Raw genomic sequence first — 15279 nt, 5'->3', positions numbered from 1 at the left:
TCTAGCCCTGGAGTTAACCTTGTTTTGCCATACGGTAAGCACCGTGATGGGTTGGGCCAACATATTGATTCAGTGCAAATGAATGGCGGATGGCTTCCGTGATGAAATCCTTGGCAACCAGCACAGATTCACGTACGGAATTCCCTTTTGCCAGCTCCGCACAAATGGCTGCTGCGAATGTGCATCCCGCACCGTGTGTGTAGGTTGTTTGAAAACGCTCAGCTTCCAACACCTCAAAGGTTTGTCCATCGTAGAAAACATCTACAGCATGTTCATGAGCAAGCTTTCCGCCGCCTTTTACCACGACATTTGCAGTACCCATATCGTGAATGCGCTTCGCTGCTTCTTTCATGTCATCCACGCTTTTCAGTGCACCCAGCTGACTGAGGATGCCTGCTTCAAACAGATTGGGGGTAGCAACAGTGGCATGAGGCAAGAGAACTTCTCGCAAGCTAACCGCAATCTCAGGGTGGAGAGCTTCATCCGCGCCTTTGCAGATCATGACAGGGTCTACAACCACGTTTTGCAAATTGTATTCTTTCATTTTGCGAGCGGCGAGATCGACCAAATCTGTGGAGCCGAGCATCCCTGTTTTCACGGCATCTACGCCAATCCCGGACAGTACGGTTTCGATTTGTTTTTCCAGAACGGCAACATCGATGGGGAACACTTCATGGAACCAGCTGTTATGAGGATCTTGTGCCACGATGACCGTGATAGCAGTCATTCCAAAAACGCCGCGCTCTTGAAACGTTTTCAGGTCTGCTTGAAGACCTGCCCCTCCGCTGGTGTCTGAACCTGCGATGGTAAGTGCTTTGCGAATAGTCATTTTCGATTATCTCCCTTTTTATAACCGCAACAATACGGAATGCGAATCTAGTACTATCTCTTATTGAAGAGGAAAAAAAGGTCGATGTCAATAAGGGATGCGCCTTGGGGAACGAACAAAAATGCCTTCTCTTATAAAGGAGAAGGCTGTAGATTCTGTTTGAGCTTTTGTCTACACAGAAGCAGCGTGATGAAAGGAGAAGTGGATCGGCGTAGACATGCTCTTGGAGCGTTTCAGAGCAAGCTGCTTCGCTTGCTTGGCGGCTTCAAACATGCTCGGTGCCTTGATGATTTCTACCCATTGGCGTGTGGCGGTTTCAAATAAAAATCGGTAAATGCTCATCGCTATCTGCCCTCTCTTCGTTTCTCACTGACTTCATTGTATCAGGAGACTGGGAGCAAATGTTAAAGCGCTTGTTACATATTCTTGAAGAGTTTCTTGCATTTTTATGAAATTTGTATAATAACCAAAAATGACGTTACATTTTACCAGTTTGTAACGTCTATATGGGAGTATGTCTTTATGATGTTCTTAGCGATGTGTAAAAGGGGTGTAGAGAGAAGAGATGAATTCAGCAGGAGAATTGACTGTGAAGGATGTTAATCACAGCTATGGAACAGGCAAGATCAAGGTTCCGGTGCTGTTCGATATCAATCTTCATATCAACAAGGGAGAATTTGTCGCCCTGTGCGGCTCCTCCGGTTCAGGAAAGTCCACGCTTTTGAATTTGCTGGCTGGACTGACCAAGCCGGAAGAAGGCAGCATCTATGTCAGCGGCGAAGAAATTTCACGCTTTAATGAAAATCAGCTTTGCTTGTTTCGCAGAAAATGCATGGGATTTATTTTTCAATCGTACAACCTTCTTCCGAATTTGACTGCATTGGAAAATGTGGAGCTTCCGTTGATCTTTTCGGGGGAGAGCCCTAAAAAAAGACGAATGAAAGCCACGGAAATTCTGAATCGCGTAGGTCTGGAAGGGCGTATTCACCACCGGCCGAACGAATTGAGTGGTGGGCAGCAGCAGAGGGTCAGTATCGCGAGGGCGCTTGTCAATCAACCGACGATCATCCTCGCTGACGAACCGACAGGAAACCTGGACAGTAAGACGGAACAGGAAATCTTGACGCTGATGAGAGAAATGAACAAGGAAAATGAAACAACGTTCATTATTGTCACCCATGAGCAGGAAGTGGCTGAAAGTTCTGACCGGGTGATCTACATGCAGGATGGACGTATTGTACAAAAAAGAACAAGGCCTGCCTAGTTGGCTACGAGGTGAATGAAACAAGTGAGATGGACTGATTCTTTTCGTATTGTCTGGAGAAATCTTTGGAGAATGAAGCTTCGTACCGCCTTGACCTCTGTCGGGGTCATGATTGGTACGGCGGCTATTGTAGCCATGATGGCACTAAGCTTGGGTCTCAAGGACAACGCTGTAAAAAGCTTAGAGAATTTTGGGAATTTGACTGAAATGGACGTAGAACCGATGTACTGGGACCTGAAAACGGAAGAGATGATTCCGGACGATCAACGAAAGCGTTTGAATCTAGCAGCTGTGCAAGAGCTGAAATCGATTCCGGGTGTCGCAGCTGTTATGCCGATGAAGCGGTTGTACGAGCAAGCCAAGCTGAAAGTCGGCAGACGGGAAGGGCATGTCGATTTGATCGGGGTGGATGTACGAGAATCGGCAGACTACCGGAAAAACGATATCGAAAAAGGAACCTATTTAAGTGGTTCGCCCCAAGAAGTCGTAGTGGCTTTCGGTGTCACTCGCGAATTGCGCGACGTAGAGCGGGAAAAGCGTGAAGCCCGCAGACGCAATGCAGACAGCGGCAGACAGCAAGGCGATCCGCAGATGTGGGAGCAGCCTCCTGATATGGGGGGGCAAGCTTCTTCCTTCAATCTGGTGGATAAAGCAGCCACTCTGGAATTAACACGTGAATATCGCGTAGATGACGAGCCTAAATACGAGAAAAAAGAAGTGCGTGTACGGGTAGTCGGGCAATTGCTCCAGACGGAAGGCTACCGGGATCAGCGAGCTGTTTATGCTCCGATCGAATTAATTAAGGAATTGAATGACTGGGTCATGCGCAGTCGTGGGGACGAAGGCAGTACGTCATCGCCGCGTACTCGTGAACAAGCAAACAAGCAAAATGAGATGGAGTTCGATTCCATTACAGTTAAAGTCGAATCGCGTGAGCAGGTTGAGAGTGTGGTCAAAGCCCTGCAAGAGAAGCGATTTGAGGTCTGGTCGCCAGCGCGTGAACTGGAGACGATTAACAACTTCTTCTTCGTCATTCAGCTTGTCCTGGGCGGTATCGCGGCGATTTCTCTGCTGGTCGCTACGATCGGGATCGTCAATACGATGATCATGTCCATCCTGGAGCGCACCAAGGAAATCGGAATTATGAAGGTAATTGGAGCTACCGTATTCAACATTCGCTGGTTGTTCCTGATGGAGTCGGGCTTTATCGGCTTAATTGGTGGCTTGGCCGGATTGGGAATGGCATGGGGAGCGGTCGAGATTGTCAATTACCTCGGGTCCTCCAGCGGCATGATGGATAGTCTGAACATGGGCTTTGGGCCGAATGGTGAAAATATGCGCCTTGCCTACATTCCTGGCTGGCTGGCTCTCTTTGCAATCGGGTTTTCATTTATTATCGGCTTGCTGGCTGGAATTTTCCCTGCCATTCGCGCTTCCCGTTTAAGCGCCTTGCAAGCGATTCGATCTGAATAAAAGAAATGTGGGGAACATGTGATGAATAAGAAAAAGTGGATCATTATTTCAGCTGTAGTCGTTTTTCTGGGTGGAGGAGGATATTTCGGGTATTCCTATTTAAACGCTACCCCTTCAAATGGTGACGAAATGACGATGGAGCAGCCTTCCTTTCCGACAGCAAACGTGGAGAGAGGGGAAGTGAAGAAGACCATCTTCGCAGGAGGAACGGTGGCAGCCAAAGCAAGAGAAGAAGTAAAGCCGGAAGTTAGCGGCAAAGTGGAACGGCTGCTGGTCAGTGAAGGGCAAACGGTAAGTAAGGGAGATCTCCTGTATACGGTAGATACCACAGACGCTTTGCTCGATTTGCAAAAGCAGGAGCTCGTGATTACTCGGGCGCAAAAAGATCTGGCAGAACTCAAGGAAAAAAAGGACCGGATCATATCCAAAAAATCGGGTAAAGTGAAGGAGATTCTGGTCAAGGAAGGCGCTGAAGTGACTCCAGATACAGTAGTAGCCAAACTTGTCGATACTGACCATCTGAAAATTAACGGCAAGTTTACTGCCTTCGAAGCCGAGCGGTTTCGAGTAGGTCAAAAAGTGAAGGTGTTTTTGAGGGCTTCCCTCACGTATGTGGATGGCACCATCAGTAAAATAGATTTGACTGGCTCTAAGGTTCAGGGAGTGGGTGGCGGTATGCATGACGTGGAAGTCTTGGTGCGTAAGCAAGGTGCCTTGTATGCCGGAGATATGGGGGAAGTACAATTTACTAACGATAAAGGCGTTTTATTTGCAAGTCAGTATCCCACTCCGTTGGAGCTTCCGGATGACCTGGAAGTCGTTGCCGATACACATGGAAAAATTGATTCGGTGATGTTCAAGGAAGACGACATGATCAAAGAAGGCCAAGTGCTCTTCAAGATGGATGTTTCCTCAGCAGAGCTGGAGCTTCGGGAAAAAGAGCTTTCCGTCAAAGAGTCTTTGTTGGCAATGGAGCAAAAGAAACGTGAGATTGAGAAAAAACAAGTGGAAGCACCGATCAGCGGCGTCATTACCAAGCTCAATGTCAAGGAAGGGGAAACACCAAGTGGCGGAGAGCCTGTAGCAGTCATCATGGATACCTCATCTGTCTACTTTATGGCAGCAGTCGATGAAATCGATATTCCGGCAATCAAGCTTGGTCAAGCTGTAGAAGTTTACGTGACAGCCTTTGGAAATCGTCCTTTTGTCGGGAAGGTCGTTGAAGTGCCAAAAGAAGGCACCAAGGAGGACAAGGCAGTTCGTTTCGAGGTAAAGGTAGAGCTCGCTGAGTCATCTGAAATGAAGCATGGTATGACGGGAGACTGCGACATTTTCATCGAGCAAAAAGAGAACGTCCTTCGCCTGCCGCTGAATGCTGTTGAAGTCATGGAAGAAGGCAAAGGCACGGTGATGGTGAAGAATCCGGAAAATGGAGAGCCGATGCCGAAAGAAGTGGAGATTGGCGTAGAAGGTACGGATTATCTGGAGATCGTGAGTGGTTTGGCTGAAGGAGACGAAGTGCTGCTCATGGGCGGCATGTAACGGTGTTGAATTGAAAAATCCCCGTTGGCAGGACATTACATCTTGCATTTCGGGGATTTTTCTTACAATCGTGTCTCTTTGTCTTCACAAGCTCCAGCTCCGGATTTATTATTTGTATGCGATCACTCTGATTCGCTTGTAATCCACGATCCAGCCGTCCTCGTCGAAAAGTGCTGGACGCAACAGCTCCGTTACCTGTGCGCAGGCCTCGTCTTTTTCCTCTGCAGACATGCCTGCGAAAAAGGAATCACCAAATGAATTCAGCCAATGGCGAAGTCCAAGATCTCCGTCAGGCATCCGCGTCGGACGATCGAAATGCGAGGCGAGAGTTACCCGAAATCCTTGTGCTTCCAACAGGCTTGAATATTCTCCGATGGAAGGGAAGTACCACGGGAAGCGCTCTTGGGCGGAGAGGCCATTTTTGGCAAGAACAGTCCCGATCGCATCTACGACCTGCTGACAGTTGTCTTTTCCTCCGAATTCAGCGACAAATCTTCCCCCTGGGGCCAGTGCCAGCCAGACAGAGCGCACCACTTCTGCTGGCCGCGTCATCCAGTGCAGGGCTGCATTGGAGAAGACGGCATCATAGATTTCATCTGTGCGGTACGAATGAGCATCTGCAACCAAGAAAGGGAGATGAGGATATTTTATTCTGGCAGATTCAATCATTTCACTCGAATAATCCATCCCGGTTACTGTGGCACCAGCCTTTTCGAGTTGGGCAGTGAGATCTCCTGTACCGCAGCCTAGGTCTAGAATGCGTTCGCCTGAAACAGGTTGTAGCCATTCGATTAAACCTCTGCCATAATAGGAGACAAAGTTCATTTTTTCATCGTACAATTCTGCGTTCCATTGATTCGCTTGACTCATCAAAACCCCTCCTTACCCCTGTTTTACCAGTCCGATAGACTATAAGTCAAATCTATATAAATTATAAAACCAATAGTTTTTACCTATCGAAATGGAAGTTAGACATACGTTTCTATTTTTGCTAAACGACAGGAAAACAAGCATTTTTGTCGAATAAGAACGAAATGAAGTTTGCCATACAGAAAGTGAGAGGAAGAACGTGAAGAAATGGCTCGCATCCGTGCTTCTGGTATGTCTGGTGACAGGCAGTTTTTACTCAGAAGCCTCTGTTTCTCCTGCCTTTGGAGCGACAAAAGCCGTGAAACGGGATAGTCAGACTACCAAACATCAAAAGCCAGTTCACGAATTGATTGTATTCAATGATTATCAGGTAGCGGGATTGAGTGAAGAAGGCTGGAATTGGGTAAAAAATGACGAATTTATCCTACCGCCTGACACGCCACTCGATATTGATTTGATCCAAACGACCTTCGGCAGCGGCACGAATATGAATAAAAAAGAGGTTTATCTCGATGGCGTTCTGATGCCGGAATTTTCATCTGTGACAGCTGACAATCAGACCTCATTTCGATGGGAGGTTCCGCGTTTTACGATTCCAGCTGCTCAGTTGTCAGCAGGAGTACATACACTGAGCTTTGTTGTTTCGGATGCAGTCGATACGAAAAGTACGGTACATGTGCGATTCCGTGTCGAGGCGTATAATTTTCCGTTTATTTATCCGGGAGAGCAGGCAGCAGGCGCAAGCATTCCCACCGGTGCAACGGAATCCCTCTTTGGGCAGTACGGCTCCAAGGTGTATACCAGCAACAAATCTGGAACATGGAAACTTGTGAAGAAAAGCTCCAATAGTGAAGTCAATCATTTCACAGGGCAGGTTTTTTCTACGGGAGTGTTACTAGCCGGTGATTACGGACTGACTTTTATACCTGATGATGCGAATTTGTCTCCTTGGCAGATTACGATTCAGGTAGGGCTTCCGTCCCTATACCTTGGAACAGATTCGAATGGTCAGAAGTTATCTGATCGCCAAAAAATCTCAGCTGAATCAGTGCCGGGAACGATTCAGCTGTTTTCATCCGCCTCAGGTCGATGGTGGGTGGATGGTACAGGGCAGACCCTTTCAGGTTCCCAACACATTGATGTGGCGATTCCAGAAAGTCTGAAGGGCATGACCATCTCCGTCACATTCGAACCAGATCAAGATGAGGGAACAGAGCGAGCGTCGAGAAGTGCGACATCCATCCAAATCCAAATACCTGGAGATTCTCAGAGCTGTGATGTGAGCTCAGCGAGAACTACATTGGATGTCCTGGTCCAGAACAATAAATCCTCTTCTTTGCAGGAGGAGCGATCGAACCTGTACTCATCGGATGCAACCGTAAAAATTTATCAAAATCCGATTCATAAGGTCTGGGTAGCTACGGCATCGGATCATTTCAGGTTTGGCTCTGGATCAGCAGAAGAAGGGCCTGGAGTTTGGGCGGTGAATAATGTGGTCGTAGACACCTCCTACCTCAACGGGGATCATACAGGTCTGGAATTATCTCGCTACAAAACGGGACGCCATAAAATTAATTACTACAGCAAAGCAAATCCTGAATTGTCTTGGTGTGGCTACATCGAAATTATTGAAGACACGCCACCGACCGCATCTACCCAATCCTGTGAGGTTGGGGACAAGGGGACAGTTCCTACACTAACCCCGATGAAGCTGCGTACGAAGGATGGCAAGGAGTACGCAAATGGTGACAAAATGGTTGTCAACTCTCCTGATGAATTGGAAGAGCTGCAGCTATCGGCCACACATGTAATCAACAAGGGCTTGAAAAAAATCAGGCGGGATAAAGGAAAGAAAGACAACAGATTTCTTTACATCACCAATCTGCAATGGGAGTATGGTGCCGTACCGTATGGGGCGATGTTTGACTTCGGTGACGGTGAGATTTCTGCCAAAAACGAATTAGTGGTGAAGTATAATGGGGAAGTCATCAAAGCGTATAAACCGCGCAAATCAGAGGACTATGAACCGGGCGGATACGATTCCCTTGATCTGGGCAGATTGATTGAACAAGATGGACGAACAGGCGAATATACAGTAGAGGTTGAGAACACCTTAACGTACCGCACGTGCATAATTGTGGAAAGATACAGCGCATATAAAAAGAAAATCGACGATGAAAAAATCGTCCAAAGACTGGTATTCACCGTAGAAGTAAAATAAAGGATAGCGCATGTAAGACCCTTGCTGACGGCGAGGGTCTTACGTGTACCTGGAGGTCATTCGATGACAGAGGAGCAAATAATTATGCTGAAGTCGTACGGTTTTCATGTGGAAGAGGGCATTGTAAAGCATAGGAAGACGGGAGTCGAAATACAGCTGGAGAAAGTAGAGCAGTATGCCCACGCAGATGACTTGCGACAATTCATCGTAGAGCTACTCAGAAACCAATGCTTATGGAAACGATCGGAATCATAAGGAAGGAGATTGAGTATCCTCGATGGTACGAGCAAAAATCAGATGATCCTCCCATTTACCATTGATTTGTAAATAGTGTAGGGAAAGACCTTCACGACGAAATCCGTTTTTCTCCAACACGCGAATGGAAGGCAAATTATGAGGCATGACGCCGGCTTGTACACGATGTAATTCAGCCGTAGTGAACGCAAAGTCCAGTACAAGACCCACAGCCATCGAAGTGTATCCCTTGCCATTTTGGGCTTGATCGAGAAAGTAGCCAAGTGTTGCGTTTTGCCAAGCACCACGCACCACATTGGACAATGCGATTCTTCCGATCAGTTGGTCTGTATCGTTCAGGAAAATGCCAAAAGCATATCCGGTCCCGGCTGCAAAATCACGTTCTGCTTGCGCTAGCTGCTCGGTTTGACCTGTGAGTGTGAGATGTGCAGCAGGACGAATGGGTTCAAACGGCTGCAAGAAATGATGGTTGCGCGTGCGGAGGGAGTGCAGTTCGTATGCATCGCTTACTTGCATAGGACGAAGATAAATGGCTTCTTGGTTACGTATGAGCATGATTGACTCTCCTTGATTATCAGACGTGGATCGACAGTGTACCACAAAATTCCTTTTGTTGTTAAGGAGATTATTCATAAAAGTCTCATCTTCATGGTCGAGAAAGCTGTTGCCACCTGAAGTTGAATTTGGTAGAGTTAAATGAAATTCAATAGATAAATCTAAATAGAGGTGCGCTGACGAAGAGTACATCTTTTCATCAACTACCGGGGGGTAGGAAAAGACGGAAAGGCTGAAGCGCCGAAGCTTTTGCTACACCCCGTAGATAGCAAGAGCTGGGATTGACGTGAAGAACCAAAATCCTGTCATTGAAGGCATAGGGCCTTTTTTGGAGTGCTATTTACGATTTGCTGGCGAGAAATCAAAAGCAATGAGATAGCATGTGCACTCATTGCTTTTTTACATGCTTTTTAATCAAAAGGAGGATTTTACCCATGAACATGATGAATGCCCATGAAATTATCGCGTTTATTCAGAAAAGCGAAAAGAAAACCCCTGTGAAGCTCTACATAAAAGGAGAACTGGAAGGCATCGATTTTGGTGTGAACTCCAAAGCGTTCATTACGGGAAATACAGGTGTGGTGTTTGGTGAATGGAAAGATCTCGAGCCTGTATTGACTCAGAACGCCGAAAAAATTGAAGACTACGTGGTGGAAAACGATCGCCGCAACTCCGCTATTCCACTTTTGGACATGAAAGGTATTCAAGCACGTATCGAGCCAGGAGCGATCATTCGTGATCAGGTTACCATCGGTAATAATGCCGTCATTATGATGGGCGCATCCATTAACATTGGAGCCGTTATTGGCGAAGGTACCATGATTGATATGAATGCTGTTGTAGGTGGACGTGGAACGATAGGTAAAAACTGCCACGTCGGTGCGGGCGCTGTCATCGCGGGTGTTGTAGAGCCACCATCTGCTACACCGGTAATCATCGAGGATGACGTTTTGATCGGCGCCAATGCGGTGATCCTGGAAGGCGTTCGCGTTGGTACAGGCTCGGTAGTAGCTGCTGGAGCTATCGTCATTGATGATGTACCACCGAACGTGGTAGTAGCGGGAACTCCTGCACGCGTGATCAAGCAAATCGATGACAAAACACGCTCCAAAACCGAAATCATGCAAGAGCTGCGTCAGCTCTAAGGGAGAGTTGACTCATGGACTGGCGTTCGCTCGATGAACAATACATCATCTCAACCTATAAACGCTTGCCGATCGCAATTGCCAAGGGTGAGGGCAACTACCTGTACGACACCACAGGGAAAAGCTATCTAGACCTGTTTACTGGGCTTGCTGTTAACGTGCTTGGTCATTCTCATCCAAAAATTGTGGAGGCGCTCAAAGAACAGGGCACGCAATTCTTGCACATCTCCAATATCTTCCTCAATCAGCCTGCTATCAAACTGGCAAAACGTTTGGTGGACGCGACAATCCCGGGAAAGGTCTTTTTCAGCAACTCGGGAGCGGAGGCGACAGAGGCAGCCATCAAGCTCATCCACAAATGGTCGAAAACCGATGGAGCAGGAAGAGACGGGATTGTCGTCCTGCGCAACAGCTTTCATGGCCGGACGTTGGGGGCCGTTCGCCTCACGCGACAAGCTCATGTGTACCAGGATTTCCCGCAACCTTCCTTTCCTGTCTATGAGCTGGAGGTTGAGGACATGGACGGCTTGCGAGCGATCTGCAAAAACGAGAAGCCTGCTGCTGTTTTGATGGAGCCGGTACTTGGTTCTGGCGGTGTAATTCCGTTATCTGAGGACTTTCTGCGCGACGTAGCTGCAGTCTGTCAGGAAGAAGGCATGTTGCTTGCGATGGACGAGATCCAGACAGGGATGGGGAGAACTGGAAAGCTGTTTGCTTACCAGCACGCAGGCATTACACCAGACCTGATTTTGTTTGCAAAAGGCGTCGGGGGAGGACTTCCTTTGGGGGGCGTGATCGCTGGTCCGAGACTGATGAACCAGTTCAAACCGGGTGACCACGGTACCACCTTTGCTCCTTCGCCACTATCCGCTGCCCTGGGGAACGCGGTCATGGATGAATGGACAGATCCTGCTTTTGCCTCCCATGTGGAGGAAGTGATTGAATACTTGTGGAGCAGCTTGGTCAGCTTGCAGGAGCGCTTGCCAGAGCAGCTGCAGGCATTGCGTGGCAAAGGGATGATGGTGGGAATTCCGCTGAGTGTGTCTCCGGAGGAAGCCAGTCGCTTGCAACAAAATCTTCTGGAGGACGGAATTTTGGTCGATATTACGCAAAAAACGATTGTCCGCCTTCTGCCTCCATTAACCTTGACCAAAGAGGATGTCGATTTCTTCCTTGGTGTTTTCACGCGACATTTGAACGCGATTTCTGCCAAGGAGGCGTAACGGATGAGTACCTCTGCCTTTGTTCAGATCCGGAGGGATTTGCACCAGATTCCCGAGCCGGGTTTTCAGGAGGTCAAGACACAGCGCTACATTCTTGACTATCTGAATAGCCTTCCACAAGAGCGCATGCAGATCAAGACGTGGCGTACCGGAGTTTTGGTTCGTGTGAGCGGGACGAACCCGCAGCGTACGATTGCCTGGCGCACGGACATGGATGGACTGCCGATTTACGAGGAGACCTCTTATCCGTTCCGCTCCTTGCATGAGGGGTATATGCACGCATGTGGTCACGATATGCACATGGCCATTGCGCTTGGTCTCTTGACCCATTTTGTTCACCATCCGATCTCTGACGACTTGCTGTTCGTTTTTCAGCCGGCGGAAGAAGGGCCTGGTGGAGCAGAGCCGATGATGCAAAGTGAGGAATTCGCCGCTTGGAGACCTGATTGCATCTTTGCCTTGCATATCGCTCCCGAGTATCCAGTAGGGCATATCGCTACCAAACCGGGTATTCTATTCGCCAACACTTCAGAATTGTTCGTTGATCTGCTTGGCAAGGGCGGCCATGCTGCGTTTCCGCACAAGACCAATGACATGGTGGTCGCTGCGAGCCATCTGGTGACACAATTGCAGTCGGTCGTAGCACGCAATATCGATCCACTCGATTCCGCAGTGATTACGATTGGCAAGATCGTGGGCGGGACCAAACAGAACATCATTGCGGAAAAAGGCAGACTCGAAGGAACGATCCGTACGTTCTCGATGGAATCCATGATTCGTGTCAAAGGCCGGATTGAGGCACTCGTAAAAGGCATCGAGGCAGGATTTGAATGTTCTGCGGAAATTGATTACGGATGCGGCTATTGTCAAGTCTATAATGAAGAAAGCTTGACCGAAGCGTTTATGGAATGGGTACAGGATGCTTGTCCAGACATTACATTGATCCACTGTTCGGAAGCTATGACGGGTGAAGATTTTGGCTATTTCCTGTCAGAGATACCAGGTTTTTTATTCTGGCTGGGGGTCAATACTCCATTTGGGCTGCACCATGCGAAGATCGAGCCGAATGAAGAGGCAATCGATGTGGCGATTCGGACTGTGTCTCGTTATTTTGTGTATCTCTCTTCACAGCCAATAAAAGCATAATCAGTGAGGGTAAGAGCGTCTCTACAGGGGGATGCTCTTTTTTTGTTCATGATCCTTTGAAATTATTCACAAAACCCTGTGTATAAGTCTTTGTGCCTATTATCCAGAGGGCTGTGGATAGTGTGGATATTGTTGAAAAAATTTATGAAGATGCCACAACTATTTGCGTGTTTGGGCGTCTTATATATTGGGTAACATTTTCGGAATAATACGCGCAGTTGCGCACTCATATTGGAGGATTGTGGAATGAAAAAAGTATGGTTATCTGCCTTGATGGTACTGGCGGTAGCGGGTGTAGGGAGCAGCGCTGCGGTGGGAGAAGGGGAAATGCGTGTATTCCTTGGTGGTGAGCGAGTTGCCAACAATTTGCCGGCTTCCTCAGCTGAACCAGTAGAAGATGTAATCAACCGCATGGGTGGTTTTGTCGACTACGACGATCGTACGGGAAAGATGGAAATTATCAAGCCGAACGTGAATATACTGGTTCTCGAGGGAATTCAGCAGACTCGCAATAAAACGGTGGTTTTCAGCAACCCGATCAAAGGATACAGCGACAAGGATGTTCCGCGCACATTCAACGTATTTGTAGAGGTAGATGAAGCACCAATCGCGAAGGACCTGAGAATGCGAGTGGAATTGATTTCACCTGATGGCAAGAAAGTGGATCAGGGAAAAGAATGGAAGTATTCGACGCAAAACGCAAACAGCTTCTATTTCTCCGAACCGTTCGTCTCGACCAAGCTGGATAAATACGGGACATACAAGGTGCAGGTACACATGAAATACGAAAAATCGAAGGATTACATCATGGTAGGCGAGAATACTTTTACAGTCGGAAGATAAAAGAATAGCTTGGATGCGTTTTCACATGGCTTGTGAACATGGTATAATGACAGACAAATGTATCAATACCTGTAAACAGCAAGTACATGATAGAAAGGAACGATGGGAGCAAATGGAGACAAATCCCGCGCGGTCATCAACAGACGTAGAAGGCCCGAGTATTTGCATTGCTTGGAAGGATGAGCATTCTATCCAGGCAAAGTGGAGCATGACAAAGGAGTTCGAGCAGGACGTGGAGAAAAAATTCGCCATTCCCTTCGCCGAACTACCGTTTGTCCTTCGCCTTTTCGATCTGACGGACCGGCAAGAGATACGTGAGGATGGCAGTGACCTTTACACAGATTTTGATATCAACCACCTCTCTTCAGAGTGGATTCTCTACGGCGTTACGCAAGGCTTGTCCTATTGCGTCGATCTGGGAATCCGGATGGTGGATGGAAGGTTCTACTCGCTGTCGAGATCTCAAATGATTTGATCATCGTGCTCATTCAAGAGAGGCTCACGTCTTGGGGCCTCTTTTCTTTTGCTTTCCTTCTCCGGCATTATTTTGCTAATTTCCATTCCGTTGTTGGTCCAGTAGCCTTAGAGCTACTGCAAGTACAGCCCAGACTGGCATGGGTTCATCCAGCTTACTCAGCCATTCGGGTGAGGTGAGCAGCCCTTCCGTCAATGCTCGTTTGCCCAGATCTACTTTCCAAGGCGGGTAAGGAAGTGTATGTGTCGGTGAGAATTGATCATAGCGGGTAAGATTATAGGTGCGAATCAAGCGTATCAGTTTCTCAGCATATTGCGGGTCCGTGGCATACCCTGCTTTTTCCAGCTCCTGTGCAGCCTGTTCAGGGGTAGCGGATGTTAGGACTGACTTGTAGTTTGGCTTTTGTAAAAATTGGGCGTGATCGTCAAAGGACTGTTGATAGTTGTAGTAAGCTCTGAATAGAGAAGGTCGTTCAACTGTAACACCATTTTCCACTTCCTTGCTCCGTACGGTGACGGAACCTGCTTGCCCCGTACCTTTAATGCCAAATAAGTTATAGGAGGAACGCCCCGTTGCGGGATCGACAGGTACTTTTTGGCCCCAGCCTGATTCCAGGATGGCTTGGGCGATCGTGACGGAGGGAAATAGATGATGTGTCAAAAACGATTGACGTGCAGACCCTGCGATCAGGTCGATGAAAGCTTGTTGCTCCATACGGTCACCTCGTTTCAATATTCACAATTCCTTATATAGTATGAGAACAGAGGTCCGAACGGTATGAGGGAAAGGTGGAAAAAAGAAAACAACCGCAGGATGCGCGGCTGTTTTGGTTGAACCTTTAAGGCTTGCGAGGTTGGAAATACTGTACGCGGTTGTTGAAAAGATGTAGCTCTGCCTTGTAATCACGTGCAAGATAACGGCAGAATTCATTGGCCTTTCCCTTGTCTCCGTTTGTTGAAGATTCAGGTAGCGAGACTTGCACGTAGTGTTTTTCTTTGCCGTCCTCTTCTTTCGAGCCTACGCCAATTACGATCATTTTGTAGACAGTGGGATCTATTCCTTTCAAAAGGAACCAGGAGCCCTTCCCTTCTGGACGTTCCTCCAGCACATAGGGAAATGCAGATTCGGCATATGACCAACCGAGCTGTTCGCCGGTCTTTTTCGTCATTTCGATGTATCGTGTAAACTTGGCTTTAACATCTTCAATGTCTGCATGAGTGGCTGTTGAGCCCTCTACAAAATAAATGTAGGCGGATTGCAGCTTCACGATTGCCATCACTCCTCGTACATGGAAATACTTTGTTTAGTGTAGCATTGCTTCCACTCTTTGGCAATGTATCAAATTGTAGCGAATTTTAATTGCGTGTCTTTTCTGAAAAGTGTAAAATATAACTATTATTTAAATGAGATTCGTAGAATGATAAAGGATCATGGGGGA

General features: G+C 47.7%; 16 protein-coding genes and 1 riboswitch. Of the genes, 10 read left to right on the top strand and 6 right to left on the bottom strand.

The window, feature by feature from the left end; translation table 11 throughout:
* Positions 1–13: 13 nt before the first annotated feature.
* Both pdxK and EDM52_RS24490 read right to left on the bottom strand, forming a co-directional pair.
* Positions 14–829, bottom strand: coding sequence for a pyridoxine/pyridoxal/pyridoxamine kinase (gene pdxK / locus EDM52_RS04160; protein WP_122907758.1), 816 nt, complete (start codon positions 827–829; stop codon positions 14–16).
* A gap of 171 nt (positions 830–1000) precedes the next feature.
* Positions 1001–1171, bottom strand: coding sequence for a hypothetical protein (locus EDM52_RS24490; protein ID WP_183184820.1), 171 nt, complete (start codon positions 1169–1171; stop codon positions 1001–1003).
* A 223-nt stretch (positions 1172–1394) separates the two neighbouring features.
* Between EDM52_RS24490 and EDM52_RS04155 the strand changes: the two genes are divergently transcribed.
* The 3 genes from EDM52_RS04155 (at position 1395) to EDM52_RS04145 (ending at position 5108) form a co-directional block, all read left to right on the top strand.
* Entirely contained in the window at positions 1395–2093 is a 699-nt protein-coding gene (locus tag EDM52_RS04155; protein WP_122907756.1) for an ABC transporter ATP-binding protein, read from the top strand.
* A gap of 72 nt (positions 2094–2165) precedes the next feature.
* On the top strand, positions 2166–3566 hold the full coding sequence (locus tag EDM52_RS04150) for an ABC transporter permease (protein ID WP_276531613.1): 1401 nt from the start codon (positions 2166–2168) through the stop codon (positions 3564–3566).
* 21 nt (positions 3567–3587) lie between these two features.
* A complete protein-coding gene (locus EDM52_RS04145; RefSeq protein ID WP_122907752.1) occupies positions 3588–5108 on the top strand; it encodes an efflux RND transporter periplasmic adaptor subunit in 1521 nt (506 codons plus the stop codon).
* Between the two features lie 108 nt (positions 5109–5216).
* On the opposite strand, the gene EDM52_RS04140 is transcribed toward EDM52_RS04145, so the two are convergent.
* A complete protein-coding gene (locus EDM52_RS04140; protein WP_122907750.1) occupies positions 5217–5978 on the bottom strand; it encodes a class I SAM-dependent methyltransferase in 762 nt (253 codons plus the stop codon).
* Positions 5979–6177: 199 nt separating this feature from the next.
* On the opposite strand from EDM52_RS04140, the gene EDM52_RS04135 reads away from it, so the two are divergent.
* Complete coding sequence (locus tag EDM52_RS04135) at positions 6178–8199, top strand: hypothetical protein (RefSeq protein WP_122907748.1); 2022 nt, start codon at positions 6178–6180, stop codon at positions 8197–8199.
* A 63-nt stretch (positions 8200–8262) separates the two neighbouring features.
* Complete coding sequence (locus EDM52_RS04130; protein ID WP_122907746.1) at positions 8263–8454, top strand: hypothetical protein; 192 nt, start codon at positions 8263–8265, stop codon at positions 8452–8454.
* Here EDM52_RS04130 and EDM52_RS04125 read toward each other — a convergent pair.
* Positions 8449–9009 (bottom strand): GNAT family N-acetyltransferase, encoded by a 561-nt coding sequence (locus tag EDM52_RS04125; RefSeq protein WP_122907745.1) that lies wholly within the window; start codon positions 9007–9009, stop codon positions 8449–8451. The genes EDM52_RS04130 and EDM52_RS04125 overlap by 6 nt on opposite strands.
* A gap of 158 nt (positions 9010–9167) precedes the next feature.
* Positions 9168–9356: riboswitch (Lysine riboswitch) on the top strand.
* Between the two features lie 87 nt (positions 9357–9443).
* On the opposite strand from EDM52_RS04125, the gene dapD reads away from it, so the two are divergent.
* The 5 genes from dapD to EDM52_RS04100 all read left to right on the top strand — a co-directional run bounded on the left by dapD (position 9444) and on the right by EDM52_RS04100 (position 13841).
* Positions 9444–10154 (top strand): 2,3,4,5-tetrahydropyridine-2,6-dicarboxylate N-acetyltransferase, encoded by a 711-nt coding sequence (gene dapD, locus EDM52_RS04120; protein ID WP_122907743.1) that lies wholly within the window; start codon positions 9444–9446, stop codon positions 10152–10154.
* Between the two features lie 14 nt (positions 10155–10168).
* The gene (locus EDM52_RS04115) at positions 10169–11377 is read left to right on the top strand and encodes an aspartate aminotransferase family protein (protein WP_122907742.1); all 1209 of its coding nucleotides are present in this window, start codon (positions 10169–10171) and stop codon (positions 11375–11377) included.
* A 3-nt stretch (positions 11378–11380) separates the two neighbouring features.
* Positions 11381–12523, top strand: coding sequence for an N-acetyldiaminopimelate deacetylase (locus tag EDM52_RS04110; RefSeq protein WP_122907740.1), 1143 nt, complete (start codon positions 11381–11383; stop codon positions 12521–12523).
* 246 nt (positions 12524–12769) lie between these two features.
* Complete coding sequence (locus EDM52_RS04105) at positions 12770–13366, top strand: hypothetical protein (protein WP_122907739.1); 597 nt, start codon at positions 12770–12772, stop codon at positions 13364–13366.
* 112 nt (positions 13367–13478) lie between these two features.
* The gene (locus tag EDM52_RS04100) at positions 13479–13841 is read left to right on the top strand and encodes a DUF4912 domain-containing protein (protein WP_122907876.1); all 363 of its coding nucleotides are present in this window, start codon (positions 13479–13481) and stop codon (positions 13839–13841) included.
* Positions 13842–13916: 75 nt separating this feature from the next.
* On the opposite strand, the gene EDM52_RS04095 is transcribed toward EDM52_RS04100, so the two are convergent.
* Complete coding sequence (locus tag EDM52_RS04095) at positions 13917–14555, bottom strand: glycoside hydrolase family 73 protein (RefSeq protein ID WP_122907737.1); 639 nt, start codon at positions 14553–14555, stop codon at positions 13917–13919.
* Between the two features lie 124 nt (positions 14556–14679).
* Complete coding sequence (locus EDM52_RS04090) at positions 14680–15108, bottom strand: DUF1885 family protein (RefSeq protein ID WP_122907735.1); 429 nt, start codon at positions 15106–15108, stop codon at positions 14680–14682.
* Positions 15109–15279 lie beyond the last annotated feature (171 nt).

This window comes from Brevibacillus invocatus (assembly GCF_003710915.1).
In the GTDB taxonomy this organism is placed as follows: domain Bacteria; phylum Bacillota; class Bacilli; order Brevibacillales; family Brevibacillaceae; genus Brevibacillus; species Brevibacillus invocatus.
The sequence above is the reverse complement of the archived record's forward strand: the minus strand, read 5'-3'. Positions and strand labels throughout refer to the sequence as shown.